Raw genomic sequence first — 17,630 nt, 5'->3', positions numbered from 1 at the left:
TGCGCGCATACCTTCTTCTCAAGCATATGCATCGCTGCAACCGTTATCTTTTGGTTGTGATTTATGAGTCCTGAGCCTAGTGACCCATTATCTGCTGGACAAGCTACGGCTCGCCTCGCCGGCGCAACGCGACGCCTTGCTTGCCGGCGGCTTCGAATATGATGGCGATCTCGAGAAGATCTACGGCAAGGCCTGGCGAGAGGCCCGCGCGGCTGGCGCGGACGTCGCCAAGATGCTGTTCGTCCTCGGCTTTGTCGAGGGACGTATCGAACCGACACTTCTCGCGCGGTGGCTGTCCAGTCAGGCCGTCGACCAAGCCTTCAGGATGGCGCATCATCTGATCGATTACGCGGGTGATGCGTGGCGTGTGTTCCACAACAGCTTTCGTCTCTTCCTGCGCCAACAGGCGATCGAGCTCTACGGCAAGCCTGATCCCGCCCTCGCGGAAGAGACGATCTATCGCGAGCTCGCGTCGCTCGCCAAGGTCGCGCCGAGTGGCAGCGATCAACGTTTCCTGGCTTTTCGCTACTGCTTCCTCGCCGGTGATCGGGATCAGGCGGCCGCCTTGGCCAGCCGCCGCTACTTCGTCGGCCAGTTTATCGATGGGCGCCGGAGCCTCGATGTGGCCAAGGATATCGAGGACGCCTTCCGCTGCATCGGGCCCACGCCGGCGCCCGAGACCTTGTTCGATCTGATGCTCGCCAAGGATGAGATCTGGCGACGCCAGGATGCACTCGGCACCGCCCAGCAACTGCTCGAGGCGCAAATCGCCGCCGGCGCGCTCGACTTGGCGGAAGGTCAGCTTGAATCGCATCATGTGGTTGGCGACGAATGGCACGTTATCAACGCGTTGCTCGACGCCGATCTCCCCGAGCGCGCGCGGCGGCTGTTCGATCGCAAGAGTCCCTGGAAGTGGTTTGACGACGGCGTTGGCGAGGATGGCGCCGACGCCGTTGCGACCTGGACCGACCTCGCCGTGATCCTGCTCGACGACGAGCAGATCGAGCGGCGCATCCGAATGCCTGCCGGGAAAGAGGCGAGCGACAAGGACGTGTACTCGAACACGACCAGAGGCGAGTATCTCGCCAAGCTGCGCTTCGCGCTCGCGCGGGCGACACTGCGGCACGGCCCTGATCGCGACGTGACCGAAACGGCGACGCGCTTCGGGGCATCGTCAAACGCCGAACTCGCTATCCTGCTGCTCGACGGCGCCCAAGCCCGAATGCTCGCCGGTCAGGCGGCGGAGGCACTGCGGTACCTCGCCGATTATAAGACGCGTTCCGAGGGCGAGGCGCTCCACGAGTCCTGGCATTTGCACGCCGCGCGGCTGGCGCTCGCCGCCGACGATGTCGACCGCGCCAAGCGCTTCTTCGCTCGGGCGCGAGTTCCCGATCTCACCAACCTCGAGCACAAATGCGAGGAGGTGGCCGATGCCGTTGATCGGCTGTACGATTATGCGTCGCTGGCGGCGCGGCTGGGCCAGGAGGAAATCCACCCGGCAGCGCCGAGCGAGTTTCTGTTCCGCGGCGCGCAGAACCAGATCATTCGCCTCGGCAAAACGATTGGCGGAATCAAGGCGGGAGGCTTGGTCGACGCAGCCGAGGTGACCTCGACGCTCAAGGGGGCGCTGACGTTCCTCGCCGGCGCTGTCGCGACACGTCTCGACGACGTCCTGCTCGGCTACAGGGTGCGGCGGATCGACAAGCCGCTGTTCAACGCGATCTGTGACTTGGTCGGCACCGTGCCCAGCGTGGCGCCTGAGTTCGCGGCCGCCTTCGACGCTTGCCTGCAACTGCAAATCTGCAGCTTTCGCGACAACGCCTATATTCATGGCCGCTTCGCCGAGACCATGTTCGCCGCCGATGGTGACGCGGTCGCCGCCGTCGCGCGGCTGGAGCGAGCCCAGTCCGCCTTTAACGACGCGCGATCACCCCAGGATGTCATCGACCAACTAGCCGAACTGACCATCGCTTATGGCGCGATCGGCTTTCGCGATCGCGCGCGCGCGCTCCTCGGCGAGATGCGCGAAAAGTCATTGGGCTCTTATCTCGCCGCCAAGAAGGACGGTCAGTATCACGCCTGGGAAGGCCTGCTGACCGCCGCCAATCGCGCGGATCCCGCCGGCGCGGCTGATCGCGCTTTCACCATGCTCCGACAGGTCGCCGGCGTCGAGGAGACGCACGCCAATGATCAGGCCTCGCGCATCGCCAAGTCGGTGCTTGTCGAGGCGATCGCCAGCGGTCCGACACCGGCGTGGGACGCCTATGATTGGGCTGTGGCATCCGCCGGCCCATGGCGGTGGCCGGCGCTGGTCGACGCTGTCACGCGCGGTATTCTGCGGCGGCGACACGATCTGGCGCTGCCGCTGGCGGTGACGTGGACGGCGCTGTGCCTGCCTTATTATGACGAGGCTTATAATAGCGTGACGCGGTTCGGGCAATTTCTCCACGATGTCGCCGCATTGGCGCCCGATGAGGATTTGTCCGCGATCGAGCGGGTCATCGTCGATGGCCTGGCGCGCGATGCCATGCCCTCGAAACGGACAGCCTTGGTGTGCGCCTTTCGCGACGCGCTCGCCGATCGCGGCGTCGAGAATTCAGCCGCGCACGAAGCGGCGCGACACCTAACTGAGTGGGTCGCCCCGACCGATGACGATGACGACGGCTTGCCTGACTATTTCGACCTGAACTCGTGGGAGGAAGTCGAACAGGCGGTGGCCGCCGATCGCGCCCGTCGCGATGCGCGGACCAACACGCACTATGGTACCTTCGTCAACACGACGCTCGGTAAGCGCATCGGGCGCATTCTGCGCGCCAAACCTTGGGCCGAGGCTAGATCATTCGCGGCGCGCCACAAACAATTGGTCGGCGACCGTCCGGTGCGCGACGCGCTGGCGCGGGCGGCCTTGGCGGCCGGCGATCGCGCCTTCGCCGAGACATTGCTGCTCGACGGCGCCAAGGACTGCCAAGGCTGGGGCGGCTGGGCCGACAGCAAGTTGCTTCGTCATCACCAAGCGCGGCATCTGCTCGGCCTGAATGACGCGCACCAGCAAGCACGCAATGACTTCCTGCGGGATCTGGCCGTTGGCGGCCATGGCACCGGTTCGGCTCTGTGGAGCGTGGATGAGATTTTTCCGCTGCTATTCGAGCAGGTCGATTGGCCGGCGATGTGGGACCGGCTCGCGGAGCAGCTTCAAGGTTATGTGGAATTCCAAAAGGTCGCCGCGATCCCGCGCAATCCCGACCAAGCGCGGGACGATCTTGACCTTATCGCTCGCCTGTTCCTCGACGCGGCGCGGTTCGGCGCGTCGGATCCGCGCGAACAGGCGGGCGACGGGTTGCTCGCGCTCGTCCGAGCAGGCGACCTGGAGATCTTCCGGCGCGCCTGCGCGCGCCTGCTCGACGGCGATAGCCGCGATGCGTTGCTGGGTCTTCGCCTGTTGTTCGAGGCCTGCGACAATCAGCCGGTCGCCGACGCCTTTCGCGACGCACTGATTCCCCTCGCCGCGCACGAGGATGGGTGCATCGCGGCGCTCGCCGAGAGCCTCAGTCATGCCTGGGGTGGCGCGGCGCTCATTCCCGATGTTGGTCTGCCAGCGATCTATATACTCGAGTTGCCGCCCCTCGATCGAACCGATCGCAGCTTGCGTTACGCCGGCTCCCTCGCGCCCGTGATCGATGATCCCGGCGCATGGACCGAGGGATTCGAGAGCTGCATCGACATGTTGTCCCGCTATGCGAGCGTGCCGACAGCCAACATCCGCCACAGCGTCGCCCGGCTAATAAATGGCTGGGGCGGATCAGCAAGATTTGGCGCGAAGGCGACAAAGGACCTCGAGCACAGGCTCAGACCCCTTGGCCTGCTGCTACCCTTCGCCCGACCACATATCGTCGTGGCGGTACGGGCGCTTCGGGTCGTCATCGGTGATTTCTGGAGGGCGGATCGATTGTCACAGGCTCAATTCGAGCTCCTGCTCCATCGCCTCGATGGCGGCCCCGTCTTGCCACCACGCGACGCGCCGCTCGCCCGACCGACCGACGCGACATGGCCGACCTTGCCCAGCAACACATGGAGCAGCCGCGCCGATGACTGGCTCAATGGAGTGGACCTGCGGCGATCAGCGGGCGGCGAGCGTGTGGTCGGCGAATGGTGTCGTTACACCTTTTACGAACTGAGCTCGCTTTTTCGCGAAGACATGTTGTCCACGCGTGGCGTCGGACTCGACGACGACGTCGACTTCGAGGTGGCGGTTAACCAGATGCCCAGAGCGCTCTGGGCGGACGGCACGATCACTCTGTTTCAGGATAGCCATGCGATTTCAGCGCTGACCCTCAATCTGCGTGTGTCGGGCATCGGCGAGCGCTCGGAGGTGCTGATCTTCAACCCGGTGATCGCCACGCGGCTGGGTTGGCGGCAGAGCGAGAGCGATCCCCTGGCCTTCAGCGACGATAATGACGTCCTCATGGTCCAGACCGCTTCCTGGCGCGATGGTTGGCCTCAGGAGATGCAGCATGGTCGCGAGATGCGCTGGGCCGATGGTCAGCGCGTTGAACTCACCGACGCCGGTTTGGCTCGTCTCTCGAAGGGAGAACAATTGCCGCCACTTGTGACGGCGCGCTGGCGAACTGTCACCACGCGAAACCCGACGACGACCAACATGTCGCGATGGCGCAGCGACGACGTTTCGGATGGCGAGCACCTCGCGGATCCGCAGTCGCCTCATTAAACGCGCATTGGACCAACCCGCGACCGATAATGCCGGCCTTCATCGACACGCCCTCACTGACGCTTCCATGCGCGGGGCAGCGCACCGCCTGATTGCCGACGGGACGGCAGCTTTTGTCCGGAGCTGGGTTCCCCCGGAGCGTCCTAGATTGGGGCGCAAAGCTGCCTTCAAGGTTTCGTTCGGGGAAGTCCGCTTAGGGCCGAAGGCTGTCTTCCGCTTCGCGCCAACAATTGCGGCTGACTTAGGCTGCGAGTGAGATGCCCTTGGTCTTACGCTCTATGAGCGTCCAAATGTGGCCGAACGGATCGAAGATCGAGGCCACGCGGCGGCCTATCACGTCAGTTTGAATTTGGTCTCGGATCACAGCTCCGGCTGAAAGGTGAATAGCCCCGAGATTTGTAGACGCCTTCTTTCCTCATTTTGAGGCAGGAAGAGCATCATGAGCAAATCGAATTTCACCGAAGAGTTTAAGCGCGACGCTGTTCGTCAGATCACGGAGCGAGGCTATCCGGTTGCGGAGGTTTCGCAGCGCCTCGGCGTAAGCCAGCATTCCCTATATGAATGGAAGAAGAAGTTCGCGGCGTCGAACGCCAAGGGCAATGACGAGACCGAGGAGATCAGGCGGCTAAAGAAGGAATTGGCTCGCGTCATTGAGGAGCGCGACATCCTAAAAAAAGCGGCCGCGTATTTCGCCAGGGATGCAAAGTGATAGTTGAGCGTTCATTGCCCTGCATCGCCTGCAGTTTTCTGTGCGGACGATGTGCCGCCTTCTGCGGGTTCACCCGAGTGGGTTTTATGCCTGGTTGAAGAACCCGCTGAGCAGGCGGGCCAGCGAGGACAAGCGACAGACCGATCTGCTCCTGAAGGCATGGGAAGAGAGCGGTAAGGTCTACGGCTATCGAAAGCTGCACGACGATCTTCTCGACCAAGGCGAGATGTGCTGCCCGAACCGGTTCGCACGCCTGACACGCATTGCCGGGATCAAGGCGCAGATAGGCTACAAACGCCGTCCCGGCATCTACGGCGGCAGGCCTTCCGTCGTCGTAGATAATGCGCTCGACCGGCAGTTCGACGTCGCAGCTCCAGACACGGCCTGGGTCATGGACATCACCTACATCCGGACCTGTGAGGGCTTCGCCTATCTCGCCGTCGTCATTGATCTCTATTCCCGTCGTGTCATCGGCTGGGCGATGCAAAGCCGCCAAACCACCGACGTCGTATTGCAGGCCCTGCTTATGGCGGTTTGGCGACGCAAACCGAAGGATAAGGTGCTGATCCACTCGGACCAGGGTTCACAGTTCACCAGCATGAACTGGGCCTCGTTCCTCAGGCACCACAATCTGGTTCACTCCCCTATCGGCGATACTTCATATCGCCTGCCGGGCAGGGGATGAGCAGACGCGGCAACTGCCATGACAATGCGGTGGCCGAGAGCTTCTTCAATCTACTGAAGCGAGAGCGGATACGTCGAAAGGTCTACCGCTCAAGGGACGAAGCCCGGCAGGATGTGTTCGATTACATCGAGATGTTCTATAACCCGAAACGCAAACACGTCAGGAACGGGATGCTGTCGCCCGTTGAGTTCGAAAGGCAGCAGAAAACGTGACCCGAGGGTGTCTACGAAACGCGGGGCTATTCAGGCTGCCTTGTCCGAAAAGGAATTTCGCACAGGATAATGAGCTAAAGCCCTGCAGCCTTCGTCAGATTCACGCGGAAGCGATCTCTGCGCCTCTGATAGCGCCGCGTCATCGCAGCCGATGCATGCCCCAGATGTTTCTGCACATAGCGCTCGTCGACCTCCGCCGACGAGGCGAGGCCTGCGCGCAGCGAGTGGCCGGAGAACCTGAAGGCCCGCTCGATCTCGCTGAGATCACCGCGAATGCCAGCCGCCATCGCCGTCCGCTTTACCAGCCGCGCCACCTCCTTGTCGTTTAATCGTTCCGACCCGATGGCCTTGCCCTGACCACTGACCCTACGGAAGAGAGGGCCGTGGGCGAGACGGGCGAACGTGATCCACGTTTCGATGGCCGCGACCGGGCAAGTGGCATCCGATGATCCACGGCCAATCTCCACCTCGCGCCATCCCGTCTTGCCGCGCAGGGTGACGAGCATGCCCTTGTCCAGGATCTCGATCCAGCCGCGGCCGTCTTCCGTCTGCTCTGCCTTCAGATCGAGACCGACAATCTCCGAGCGCCTGAGGCCGCCGGCATAGCCAATCAGCAGCATGGCGCGATCGCGCAGGCCCAGCAGCGTACCGCGGTCGAGCGTTTCGATCATGGCGATGATGTCTTCCGCCAGCACTGCCTCCTTCTGCGCAGCCGGACGGGCATGGCTCTTGCGGATGCCGGCCATGACGATGGCGATATGCCGGTCCTTGCGATCGAGGCTGAGACCCCGCTGGGCGTAGTTCCAGGAGAGAGATGCCAGGCGGCGCTCGATCGTCGAGACCGAATTTGCCTTGGCGGTCGTTCCCACCGAGCCGGACGCGCAGGCGGTGATGTAGAGCCCGACCGTCTGCGGATGCGGGGGGAGGGGAGAAAGGCCAGAACGGCGGCACCAGGCGGAAAAATGCTTCCAGTCGGAGGCGTAGGCCTTGCGGGTATTGGCCGAGCTGGCCGCCTCGACATAGCCGCGGGCGCGATCTGCAAGACTGGTAAGGTGGGTCGCAGAGTGCTCCCCGCCGGCGGGGGAGGGGAGGGCGCTGCCGCCCGACAGCGGCGGCGCGGAAACACCACCGGAAACTGCTGTGCTAAGAGACGGCGCTGAGGCCTCCTCGACGTGATTTTCGATGTTTTGCGCAATGATTTGGCTCATTTCTTCATAATGAGAGAAGCGTCCGATAAGTATCCCTTATCAGTTGTTAGCCATCAAGCCTGAATGGGTCGGCATGTGCATAACGAACACCTCTGTCATCTGCGTCAGAATGGCGAGAACCGTGATGTCCGAACCGCAGCTTTCTATACGCAGCAGCAAGGCCCGGGACCTGGCCCATGCGCTGTCCCGCCGCACCGGCCAGCCTATCAACCGGCTCGTTGAAATCGCGCTTGAGCGCTATGATCAGGAACTGAGCCAAAAGCTAGGACAAACGCCCGCTGATGCGCTCTGGCAATTAATGGCAGAAGGACGGCGCTCGGTGCCACCGGGAACAACATCGGCGCACGATGACCTTTACGACGAAAAAGGCGTGCCGAAATGATCGCAGTCGATACCTCGGTTGTCGTGGCAACCGCGTTTGGCGAGCCCGAGGCAGAGCTTTTTCACACACTCGTTAGCCGTGAAGAAATCGTCGTTGGCTGGCCGACCCTTCTTGAAGCCCGAATGGTCCTGACGGGAAGGCAATTTCCTAACGCCGCCGCCATTATTGCTCAGCCGACAGCCGGCGGGCTCTCACACTGAAGGAAGCGGCCCATCCCGCGGTGTTCTATGTGCCGAGGGAGGACACCGACATGACGGCGCTCCACCGCTCTACACATTGCCCCTATAAGGGCGACGCCTCGTATTTCGACCTTTCGAGCGGGCCGAACGGGCAAAGCGGCGGCTGGAGCTATGAGACGCCCCACTAGGCCGTTGCCGACATTGCGGGCCATCTTGCATTTTATCCGAACAAGGTCGCGATCCAGACAGAGGCTTGAAGGGCACAGACGGCCGCCAGAGGTCTCGCGCGCTTAGAGCGTTTCACCTTTTAACAGAAACAGATGCTGTATTTTAGGCCGATTGTGGCTTTTACTTTGAGGTTTCAAACTGGAAATCGTCATTAGGCTGTTAGAGTTAGGCGTTATTGGTAGGAACGATTATCGCTAACGATTTCGATGAGGCCAGATGTGCCAAATCCATTTCAATATTGCCGATCGACACCTGCCCGTGAATCTACTGAAGCCGATTGGGCGGCTGCGCGCAGGCTCGCGGACCAACTGGATCGCATCCTGGAAGGATACGGTTCGCGCAAATCGGCCATTGACCGCGCTGCTGCGGAATTGAGGCTGTCGTCCCGACAAATATACAATCTCTTGGCCCGATATCGAACCGACAGAACGGTGACCGCGCTCCTGCCGCGCACATCCGGCCCCCGGCGAAAGCGGATCTCGGCGGACGTCGAAGCTATCGTTGCGAGAACTTTGCAGGAGCAGTGGCTCACCCTCGAAGCGCCGCCATTGGCTCCGGTCGTCGCCGAAATCCGCGCGCGCTGCGAGGAGGCAGGCCTGTCCCAGCCATCGTATGTCACTGTCGCGCGCAGGATCCCTGAATTGTTTTCAGCCGAAACGATCGCGAGGAAGCGCTCGGCCAATCCGAAACATTTGTTGCGGCTGAAGCCACGGCCTGGATACATCCATGCAACAAACCCATTAGATGTCTGCCAGATCGACCACACGCCGACGGATGTAAATTTCGTCGAGGTCATCGATGGGGCCGGGGTTTTCGTCGGGCGGGCGTATCTGACACTGGTGACCGACGTTGCCACCCGTGCCATCCTGGGCTTTTGCCTATCGCTGGAAAAACCCTCGGTGCTGTCGGTGGCGCTTTGCCTTGCGCAGGCGATTTGCCCCAAGGATGGCTGGCTCGCATCGCGCGATATTCGCCATGACTGGCCAATGTATGGAAGGCCCCGGCTGCTTGTGGCCGACTCGGCGATGGAGTTCAAGGGGCATGCTTTTCAGCGAGGCTGCGACGAATACGGGATCCGCATTCGATATCGGGATCGCGCTCGGGTTCACCACGGCGGCGTCGTGGAACGGCTTCTAGGAAAGCTGAACGGTGTGTTGGCAACATTACCGGGCACCACGAAACGTTCCGTGGCAGCTCGTGACGAATATCCTGCCGAACACCGTGCCCGCCTCTCATTTTCCGAATTGGAGCGGTGCGTGGTCCTGGCGATCCTGGATCATAATCGCCATCAAAATCCGAAAACGCTGAACATTCCCGTCAAGGAGTGGGAGCAGCGTGCGTCAGGCCACCCTCATATCATCGACGACCAGCACCATGTGCTGCTCTCCTTCTTGCCGGCCGGTCAGAGGCAATTGTCGCCTCAAGGGATCAGTCTGTTCGCGCTGCACTACTATTCGAGTTGGATTGGCAGGCTGGTGCCGGAACGAGATCGGCTCAGTAAGCTCGAAGTGCGATACGATCCCCGCAATATAAGCCAGATCTTTGTTCGCGACCCCGAAACACAAGTGTTTCGGGCAGTGGAGCGGCGAGATGGCGTGGTCGCCAGTATCACACTGTGGGAGCATCGGGCCGAAAGGGCACGGAGGCGCGACTTGAGCGGCCGATCCAGCGTCGAGATCGTCTCGCTGCGCCGGGAAATGACCACGATTGCAAACACCGCCGGGCTTTCAAAGCGCCGGCTGCGCAATGCGGCGCGGGGCATTTATGCCGCGCCCGCGGAAAAACGAATGGCTGAAACATCGGAATCAGTTCCGATACAAACGATCCAGCAAGAGCGGCCAAAGGCCCGACTACAGGTCGAAGACTGGTAGTCGGCTATGGAAGATCACCTCTTCGAACATGTTCGCCCCTATCTCGACCGCACCATTGAGGAGCGGATCGCGTATATCCGAGCTCCGAGGTGGATCGGGCATCAAGCTGCGATCGAAAGCCATCAGCGGCTATCGGATTTGTTGTCACGCCCTCCTTCACTGCGCACGCAAGGGCTGATGATTGTCGGGCCTTACGCCAATGGCAAGACGATGATCGTCGAACGATTTGCCGTGGATTGCCTGAAGGCCTCCGCAGACCAGAAGGTCTGGATCGTCCAGACCCGGGAAGGTGCAGGACTTGGCCATTTTTACGCCAGCATTCTCCACGCGCTCAACGCGCCGGGCGGCGATGTGTGGACTGTCGGACGCAAAGCGGAGCAGCTCGACCATCTCCTTGCGGCGCTCAGGCCGAAGGTCCTAATCTTTGACGAATTCCACAACGCGCTTAGGGGCCGGCCGCGTGACGTTGAAGCAGTCTTCGCATTTCTGCGTCGCATTGGTCGGCAATACGATATCTCGCCGGTTCTGGTCGGAGAGGTCACGGTTTACGACTACATATGTGCAACCAGCGAGATGGCGAGTCGGTTCGAACTCTTTCCGATTCCGCGCTGGTCGTACGATGAGGCCTACCTGTCATTGTTGGACAGTCTCGAGGCCGCCTTGCCCCTCGCACGCAGCTCGGATCTGTCGGCGGAGCGAAAGGCCCGACACATTCTTGGTCTTTCCGAGGGGCTGATCGGAGAGATCGTCGCGATCCTGACCAAGGCCGCGATTGCAGCAATCCAGGAGGGAGACGAACGTATCACCAGATCCTCCATCGATAACCTGCGGTACATTCCGCTGTCCAAAAGACGGCATGGGCCCATTCGTGAGGCGCTTCTTTGAGCCTGCTTGGGCCGTCACTGATGGTGGTCATTCCGCAGGAGCGCTACCGGGACGTTGTGTATGAACGGTGGCCGGTTAAAGTAGAACCACACGCCGACGAACTCCTGTCGAGCTGGTTACATCGGATCGCTTCTGCCAATGGCGTAGCACCGCGAGATTTTGCGCGCGTTCTTGGACTGCGCCACAGAATGTGGTCTGCCAGGTTCGATTTAAAACTTCAGGACGATGTCTTGGACCAGCTCTCGGAGGGATCTGGAATTCCGAGAGACCGATTGTCGTCAATGGCCTTGCAGCCATGTGATTACAGACACATGCCGCTACCACTGGTCATCAAAGCCCGTCGTGCTGCTTCGACGTGGCTGCAATTCTGTCCTGCGTGCCTCGATTCTGATCAGCCCCCATATTTTCGGAGGGGATGGCGACACTCGACTAGAATCTCCTGCTTTATCCACAGGTGCGGATTACGCGACCGTTGCCCATCGTGCCACCGCGGAATTACTGCCTTCGCTCAGCCACGGCTTGTCGGCCAGCATGTCTGCACCTCTTGCGCTTATGACCTGCGGCGGGCATCCAAGGTGCCGGTGACCATTGAAGCGCAATACTTTGAACAGATAATCAATCGTTCTATCGGTACAGTGGCGAACATCCTGGCGACGAACAATCCGCCGAAATGGCCTTGGCGACAAGATTTGATCGCAGTTCTACCGACTATGTCGGTTTCCAGCCGGATACGCTTGTTCGAGCGCTTCATCCCCGACGACGCCTATCTGGATGAGGGCTTCGTCCTTCCCATTCGGCGGTCGAAGCGGATTATGAAAGATAAAATTGAACCAGCCCGTCAAGCTGCAGCTCGCTGATCGTCGTGGCGGCATTCGCCTCTTCGGAGGCTGGCGCCTATTCTCAGAAATTTTGCGGAGAACAGGCGTGCAATCTCCGCACAGGTTCTGTGCCAGCCTCCCCATCCCACCATATCAGGATAAGGCGTCGCGCTCTCCGACAAGCTCTTCTATCGTTTTGTCCAGCTTACTCTTCTGAAACCCGTCCAGATCGAGACCTTCAACGACGCTATAATCACCGTCCTCGCACATCACAGGTACGCCACACACCAGACCCTCCGGTATGCCATACTGCCCCTGCGATATAACAGCCATCGATGTCCAGCGCCCATCCGTGCCATGCATCCAATCACGCATCTGATCGATCGCTGCATTGGCGGCGGATGCCGCGGACGACGCGCCGCGCGCCTCTATGATGGCGGTGCCACGCCTTGCGATCTCAGGGATCAGCACCTCCTTGTACCAATGGTCGTCGGCGATGGTCTCGGATAAGGGCCTTCCGGCAGCCGTTGCATAGGTCCAGTCGGCAAACATGGTCGGCGAGTGATTGCCCCACACAACGAGCTTGTCGATGTCGCCGACGCCACAGGCGGCCTTGCGCGCCAGTTGGGTCAACGCCCTGTTGTGATCAAGCCGGATCATCGAGCTGACCTGCCTTGGGTTAAAGTCCGGAGCATTGGCGATCAGGATGGAAGCGTTGGTGTTGGCAGGGTTGCCAACCACCAAAATTTTGGCCCGGCGTCCGGCGACTTCGTTGATCGCCCTGCCCTGCACCTTGAAGATCTCTGCATTCGCAGCAAGCAGGTCCCGCCGTTCCATACCCTTTGATCGCGGTCTGGAGCCGACGAGGAACGCCGCATCGACACCTTCGAACGCCTGGCGGGGATCATCCGTCATGACGATGTTGTGCAGCAGCGGAAAGGCGCAGTCTTCCAGTTCCATGACGACGCCGCGTACGGCGTGCTGGGCTTGAGGCAGATCGAGAAGTCGAAGTTCGATCGGCTGCGACTTGCCATAAAGGTCACCATTCGCCAGCCGAAACAGCAGGGAATAGCAGATCTGGCCGGCAGCACCGGTCACAGCGATCTTTTTGGGAGTGGATTGCATGGTCGTTATCTTTCCTGAGACGGTATAGGGTTATTTCGAGGGCGTGGTCCAGCCGGCCTTGGCAAAAATCGCCTTGGCCTCAGGGCCCTGAAGGAATTGCGAAAACGCTTTGGCGTCGGCATTCTTGCCTCCGCGCTCGGTCAGCACGATCCCGGTGTCTCGGTAGATGCGATAGTCCGGTTCGACCTCGACGACATCTGCGAGTTTTGGATTGGCGACCTGCCAGATATTCCAGATGATCCAGGCATCGAAGGACTTGTCCTCGGTCCAGGCTTTTTTGGCTTCGGCACTGTTGGCGGCAAAGGTCTTGATATTGGCGCGAAGAGCTTTCACCTTTTCAATGTCGCCGGTTCGTCCGGCCATGTCTTCCCAAAGACCGTTCTGCCCGGCACCATTGACGACAAGCACTTTGTGGCCGGGCTTGAACAGATCAGCGAGGCCGGTGATCTTCTCCGGGTTCCCCGGACGCACCAGGATAGCGGAAGGACGCACGTAGAGCGGTACGACATCGGCGTCCTTGATCTGGCCGTCCATCGCCTTCACGAAATCCGACATCATCGTCTCTGAGCCGCTGAAGATCAGGTCGGCATTGTCTTTAGCCTTGCCGATCCATTGCGGCGTTGGGCCGGCGGTAACGATCACCGTGTTGCCGGAGCTTTTCTCGAAGGCGGCTGCCGCCTCCTTCATGGCAGGGAGTGGTCCACCGGGACCATAGACGTGGATATCGGCGGCAAGCGTTGGTGCTGTCGTGGCGACAAGCATCACCGCGCCGGTGATGATGGATTTCAGCATGGTATTTCCTCCGTATCTGGTAAGAGAAAACTAGCGCCATTCTGCATCAGTTCCATCGCATAATTTTGCTACGAACATTCGGATAAATCGATTATAACTCGGAGCAGATTCAAGGTTGCTATCCTCATGACCCTCGACCAATTGCGCATCTTCGCCGAAGTCGCCCGCCAACAGCACATCACCAAGGCTGCCAAAGCGATGAATATGACGCAGTCGGCCGTCAGTGCTGCGGTCATCGCGCTTGAGGAACGGCACGGCGTGGCTTTGTTCGACCGGATCGGTCGTTCTATCGTCCTAAACCAAACCGGAACGATCTTTCTCGAGCATGCACTTCAGGTCTTGGCTGAAGCGAAAGCCGCCGAGTCTGCGCTAAGCGACCTTGCCGGACTTTTGCGCGGGGAATTGTCGATTATGGCGAGCCAGACTGTTGGTGCCTATTGGCTGCCCTCCAGGCTAGCGAAGTTTCACACACGCTATCCTGGTCTCGGTCTCGACGTCAGGATCGGCAATACCGAGGCGGTAGGCGACGCGGTTGAGGCAGGGCGGGTTGAGCTCGGCGTTGTAGAGGGCGCGGTCGACAGACCGGCCTTGTCGTCGCGCATGATCGCCACGGATGAGATGATCCTCGTCGTGTCGCCAACTCATCCATGGACCAAAGGCAAAAAGCTCGGAAAAGCCGATTTTGAAGACGCGACATGGGTTCTTCGCGAACCCGGATCGGGAACACGGCTCGCCTTCGAGACGATGATGACGAAAGAGAAATTGAAGCTGCAGGCGTTGAACGTTGCAATTGTCCTGCCCGGAAACGAGGCCGTGCTCGGCGCAGTCGAGGCCGGCATGGGGGCAACACTGACATCGCGAAGTGCTGCCCAGACCGAACTCAACAGCGGCCTGCTGGTCGAGGCCAATGCTTCTCCGCTTCCGCGGCCATTCTTCCTGCTCCGGCATAAGGAGCGGTATCGCTCCAAGGCGGCCGATGCGTTCGAAGCCCTGTTGTCGGAATAGACACGATGACCTATCGCGGACCTGATACGCTCTGGCACGAGCATCGACGCGAGAAGCGGTTGGCCGCGCTTGACAGCGCGCATATGCAGCCATTGAACGCCTTCCGGGAGCACCTTCAGCTCAACTCCGACCGGGATATGCCGAACTTCGATCCATACGATGGCGGTATCAGCGCAAGACTGCTGATCCTTTTGGAGACGCCTGGACCAAGTCCGGTCGAACGCGGCCGGCGTTTCGTTTCGATCGATAACCCGACCGGCACGGCGAAGAACCTGCGCACGGCGCTGACTGGCGCAGGGATATCGCGCCGAGACATCGTTCTGTGGAATACAGTCCCGTGGGTCCGCGCAACCCGAGGCTCGATCGTGGCCAGCGAGCGGCGCGAGGGCATCATGGGACTTGCAGGCCTTCTGCCGCTGCTGCCGAACCTACGTGTCGCCATCCTGGCGGGCGCGGTGGCGAGCGGTGCTGAAGGGGTACTGGTGGATGCCGGCATTGAGGTGATACTCTGCCCCCATCCGAGCCCGACGCTGATCAATACCTCGCCGACGCTGCGCGACCGCCTTCACGCGGCTTTCGAAGCTGCCGCCGCAAAACTCGATCAATCGAAAACGGCGATCGAAATATCCTGAACTATGCGTTGGAACTGATCGATGTACCCTCGTATTTTCTCCTCAACGATCAGGAGAAATTCGATGCACAAGGTTGTTGCCTTCAAGAGGCCGGTCACGCCAGCCCCGGACGTTCCTATGCAGGGCTACGTCATACGAAATTTTACGCCAAATTGGTTCGCGACCACGATGGGCACCGGCATCCTTTCGGTCGCTCTCGCACAGTTTCCTGGGCATCCGTGGCTTTTCGCGATGGGTCAGGCGCTTTGGCTCTTCAATATCCTGCTATTTGCCACCTGCACAACGCTCTACACGGCACGCTGGCTGCTCTATTTTCATGAGGCAAGCCGCGTCTTCTCGCATTCTGTCGTGTCGATGTTTTTTGGCTGCATCCCGATGGGACTGGCCACGATTATAAATGGCTTCCTGATCTATGGCATCCCGCATATCGGCGACACGGCGGTGGCAATCGCAACGACGCTCTGGTGGATCGACGTCACACTGTCGCTGGCCTGCGGTCTTGCAATCCCATTCATGATGTTTACGCGCCAATCCCACTCGATTGACCAAATGACAGCGGTCTGGCTGCTGCCGATCGTGGCGAGCGAGGTGGCGGCCGTCAGCGGTGGCCTGCTTTTGCCCCACATCGCCGACGCTCAAACGCAGTTGACGGTGCTGATGACCAGCCTGGTCCTATGGGCCTGCTCGGTTCCGCTGGCCATGAGCGTGCTCGTGATCCTTTTCCTGCGCATGGCGGTCCACAAGCTTCCGCATGTCAACATGGCCGCCTCGAGCTGGCTGGCTCTCGGCCCGATCGGAACCGGTGCCCTTGGTCTTCTCGTCATGAGCCAGACCGGACCCGCCGTGTTGTCGGCGAATGGATTGGCGAGCGTTGCTCCGGCCTTCGGTGGTGCCAGCTTCCTCGGCGCGATCCTCCTGTGGGGCTACGGCATCTGGTGGCTGGCGACTGCTGTCCTGATCACCCTGCGCTACCTTCGCGAGGGCCTGCCATTCAATATCGGCTGGTGGGGCTATACCTTCCCGCTTGGCGTGTTTGCCGTCGCCACACTTCGTCTCTCAACGATGGTGCCGATGTCGTCTATCGCGATCTTTGGCGCGGTTCTTGTTACTGCACTTGTCTGCATGTGGCTGCTGGTCGCGGCCAAGACGATCAAGGGCACTCTTGACCGCTCGCTCTTCGTCTCGCCCTGCCTCAAGGCCGACTGATGATCGAAACACTCCGGCATTGCTCATGCCGGAGTGTTTTTTCTCGTAACCGAACAGGAGAAGACATGACCTTTCGTATGATGGCCGTGATCGTCGGCATTGCTTTGGGATGCGTGACATCGGCCAAGGCCGAACCCGTGCAGGATTTGATGAACCCGGCCGTATTCCAAGACAGCTTCGTTGGCGAGAAGACCGCTCCAGTGACGCTTGTCGTCTATTCCTCCCCAACCTGCAGCCACTGCATCGACTTCCATGAACGAGACCTGCCGAAACTGCATGATACATATGTCGCATCGGGTAAGTTGAAGATCGCTTACCGGCCCTTCGTGCGAAACTCGGTGGATGCCGTTATCTTCATGCTGGCGAATGCGCGGGGCCGAGACAAATTCGACGAGACGGTATCGTCCTTCATGACGAAATTCGATGAGATTGCCGGCGCCGCCAATGCCGAGGATGCATTGCGCGAGATCGCCGCTAGCATGGGCATCGACCGCGCGGGTTTCGATCGCGCTGTCGCCGATCAGGCCTATCTCGACAAGCTCAATGCTGCGACAACCGAAGCGAACAAAAAATTCGGAGTCGCCGGCACGCCATCGTTTTTCGTCAACGGCCACCAGGTTCGGATTGAAATGAGTTTCAACGAGGTCGCCAAAGCAGTCATGAAAGCCACCGCCAGCCTGGAGTGAAACCAAAATCTGAGAGTGGCGGAATTCCCTGTGGGAAGTTTTCCTACGATCGACCAGGCTGGTTTTCCTCTGAAAAGACGGACGACTGGGCGCCGTCGTCGAACGGCTTAGAATGTGTGCTTTTTCGCCCTGTTCCAACCGACTGTTCATTCTCCATACCGTAATCCGCTGCGGGTATCGCCCTCAGACATCGTTCACAGGCAGATTGGATCCGCCGCGCGTGATCCTCTTGGCGGCATATGAGCAAGCAGTATTTCGGCACGCTTCGTGTCAAGATACGC

General features: G+C 60.3%; 14 protein-coding genes and 2 pseudogenes. 13 read left to right on the top strand and 3 right to left on the bottom strand.

Annotated features, from left to right (window positions below; translation table 11 throughout):
- Nucleotides 1–79 precede the first annotated feature (79 nt).
- Both BJF92_RS00790 and BJF92_RS00780 read left to right on the top strand, forming a co-directional pair.
- On the top strand, nt 80–4,726 hold the full coding sequence (locus tag BJF92_RS00790; protein WP_075632873.1) for a hypothetical protein: 4,647 nt from the start codon (nt 80–82) through the stop codon (nt 4,724–4,726).
- Between the two features lie 439 nt (nt 4,727–5,165).
- Nucleotides 5,166–6,332 (top strand): annotated as a pseudogene (locus tag BJF92_RS00780) (IS3 family transposase).
- Between the two features lie 74 nt (nt 6,333–6,406).
- Here BJF92_RS00780 and BJF92_RS00775 read toward each other — a convergent pair.
- Nucleotides 6,407–7,540, bottom strand: a complete 1,134-nt coding sequence (locus tag BJF92_RS00775; RefSeq protein WP_075632871.1) for a tyrosine-type recombinase/integrase — start codon at nt 7,538–7,540, stop codon at nt 6,407–6,409.
- Nucleotides 7,541–7,664: 124 nt separating this feature from the next.
- On the opposite strand from BJF92_RS00775, the gene BJF92_RS00770 reads away from it, so the two are divergent.
- The 7 genes and pseudogenes from BJF92_RS00770 to BJF92_RS25895 all read left to right on the top strand — a co-directional run bounded on the left by BJF92_RS00770 (nt 7,665) and on the right by BJF92_RS25895 (nt 11,942).
- The gene (locus tag BJF92_RS00770; RefSeq protein ID WP_075632874.1) at nt 7,665–7,922 is read left to right on the top strand and encodes a type II toxin-antitoxin system VapB family antitoxin; all 258 of its coding nucleotides are present in this window, start codon (nt 7,665–7,667) and stop codon (nt 7,920–7,922) included.
- Nucleotides 7,919–8,122, top strand: a complete 204-nt coding sequence (locus BJF92_RS00765) for a type II toxin-antitoxin system VapC family toxin (protein WP_245294620.1) — start codon at nt 7,919–7,921, stop codon at nt 8,120–8,122. The genes BJF92_RS00770 and BJF92_RS00765 overlap by 4 nt, the downstream gene beginning before the upstream one ends.
- 20 nt (nt 8,123–8,142) lie before the next feature.
- The gene (locus tag BJF92_RS26295) at nt 8,143–8,289 is read left to right on the top strand and encodes a DUF427 domain-containing protein (protein ID WP_342585765.1); all 147 of its coding nucleotides are present in this window, start codon (nt 8,143–8,145) and stop codon (nt 8,287–8,289) included.
- A gap of 246 nt (nt 8,290–8,535) precedes the next feature.
- On the top strand, nt 8,536–10,200 hold the full coding sequence (locus tag BJF92_RS00755; RefSeq protein ID WP_078057771.1) for a Mu transposase C-terminal domain-containing protein: 1,665 nt from the start codon (nt 8,536–8,538) through the stop codon (nt 10,198–10,200).
- Nucleotides 10,201–10,206: 6 nt separating this feature from the next.
- Nucleotides 10,207–11,085: a TniB family NTP-binding protein gene (locus BJF92_RS00750; RefSeq protein WP_075627925.1), complete on the top strand. Its 879-nt coding sequence runs from the start codon at nt 10,207–10,209 to the stop codon at nt 11,083–11,085.
- 20 nt (nt 11,086–11,105) lie between these two features.
- Nucleotides 11,106–11,489 (top strand): annotated as a pseudogene (locus BJF92_RS26370) (TniQ family protein); the annotation flags it as partial.
- A gap of 171 nt (nt 11,490–11,660) precedes the next feature.
- On the top strand, nt 11,661–11,942 hold the full coding sequence (locus BJF92_RS25895) for a hypothetical protein (protein WP_236769788.1): 282 nt from the start codon (nt 11,661–11,663) through the stop codon (nt 11,940–11,942).
- 114 nt (nt 11,943–12,056) lie between these two features.
- Here the strand turns inward: BJF92_RS25895 and BJF92_RS00740 are convergent, their stop codons facing one another.
- Both BJF92_RS00740 and BJF92_RS00735 read right to left on the bottom strand, forming a co-directional pair.
- Nucleotides 12,057–13,028 carry a malate dehydrogenase gene (locus BJF92_RS00740; RefSeq protein ID WP_075632870.1) on the bottom strand — a complete coding sequence of 324 codons (972 nt, stop codon included), beginning with the start codon at nt 13,026–13,028 and terminating at the stop codon, nt 12,057–12,059.
- A gap of 30 nt (nt 13,029–13,058) precedes the next feature.
- Nucleotides 13,059–13,820: a substrate-binding domain-containing protein gene (locus BJF92_RS00735; protein ID WP_075627922.1), complete on the bottom strand. Its 762-nt coding sequence runs from the start codon at nt 13,818–13,820 to the stop codon at nt 13,059–13,061.
- A gap of 126 nt (nt 13,821–13,946) precedes the next feature.
- Here BJF92_RS00735 and BJF92_RS00730 point away from each other — a divergent pair, with 126 nt between their 5' ends.
- From BJF92_RS00730 to BJF92_RS00715, 4 genes are all read left to right on the top strand, one after another.
- Nucleotides 13,947–14,825, top strand: coding sequence for a LysR family transcriptional regulator (locus BJF92_RS00730; protein ID WP_075627921.1), 879 nt, complete (start codon nt 13,947–13,949; stop codon nt 14,823–14,825).
- A 5-nt stretch (nt 14,826–14,830) separates the two neighbouring features.
- Nucleotides 14,831–15,457: a uracil-DNA glycosylase family protein gene (locus tag BJF92_RS00725; protein WP_075627920.1), complete on the top strand. Its 627-nt coding sequence runs from the start codon at nt 14,831–14,833 to the stop codon at nt 15,455–15,457.
- A gap of 63 nt (nt 15,458–15,520) precedes the next feature.
- Complete coding sequence (locus BJF92_RS00720; RefSeq protein WP_078057769.1) at nt 15,521–16,663, top strand: TDT family transporter; 1,143 nt, start codon at nt 15,521–15,523, stop codon at nt 16,661–16,663.
- A gap of 65 nt (nt 16,664–16,728) precedes the next feature.
- Nucleotides 16,729–17,349 (top strand): DsbA family protein, encoded by a 621-nt coding sequence (locus BJF92_RS00715; RefSeq protein WP_075632869.1) that lies wholly within the window; start codon nt 16,729–16,731, stop codon nt 17,347–17,349.
- Nucleotides 17,350–17,630: the final 281 nt, after the last annotated feature.

It is taken from the genome of Xaviernesmea rhizosphaerae (assembly GCF_001938945.1).
GTDB classification, from domain to species: domain Bacteria; phylum Pseudomonadota; class Alphaproteobacteria; order Rhizobiales; family Rhizobiaceae; genus Xaviernesmea; species Xaviernesmea rhizosphaerae.
Note: the sequence above shows the minus strand (reverse complement) of the source record. Positions and strands in the feature narration are given on the sequence as shown.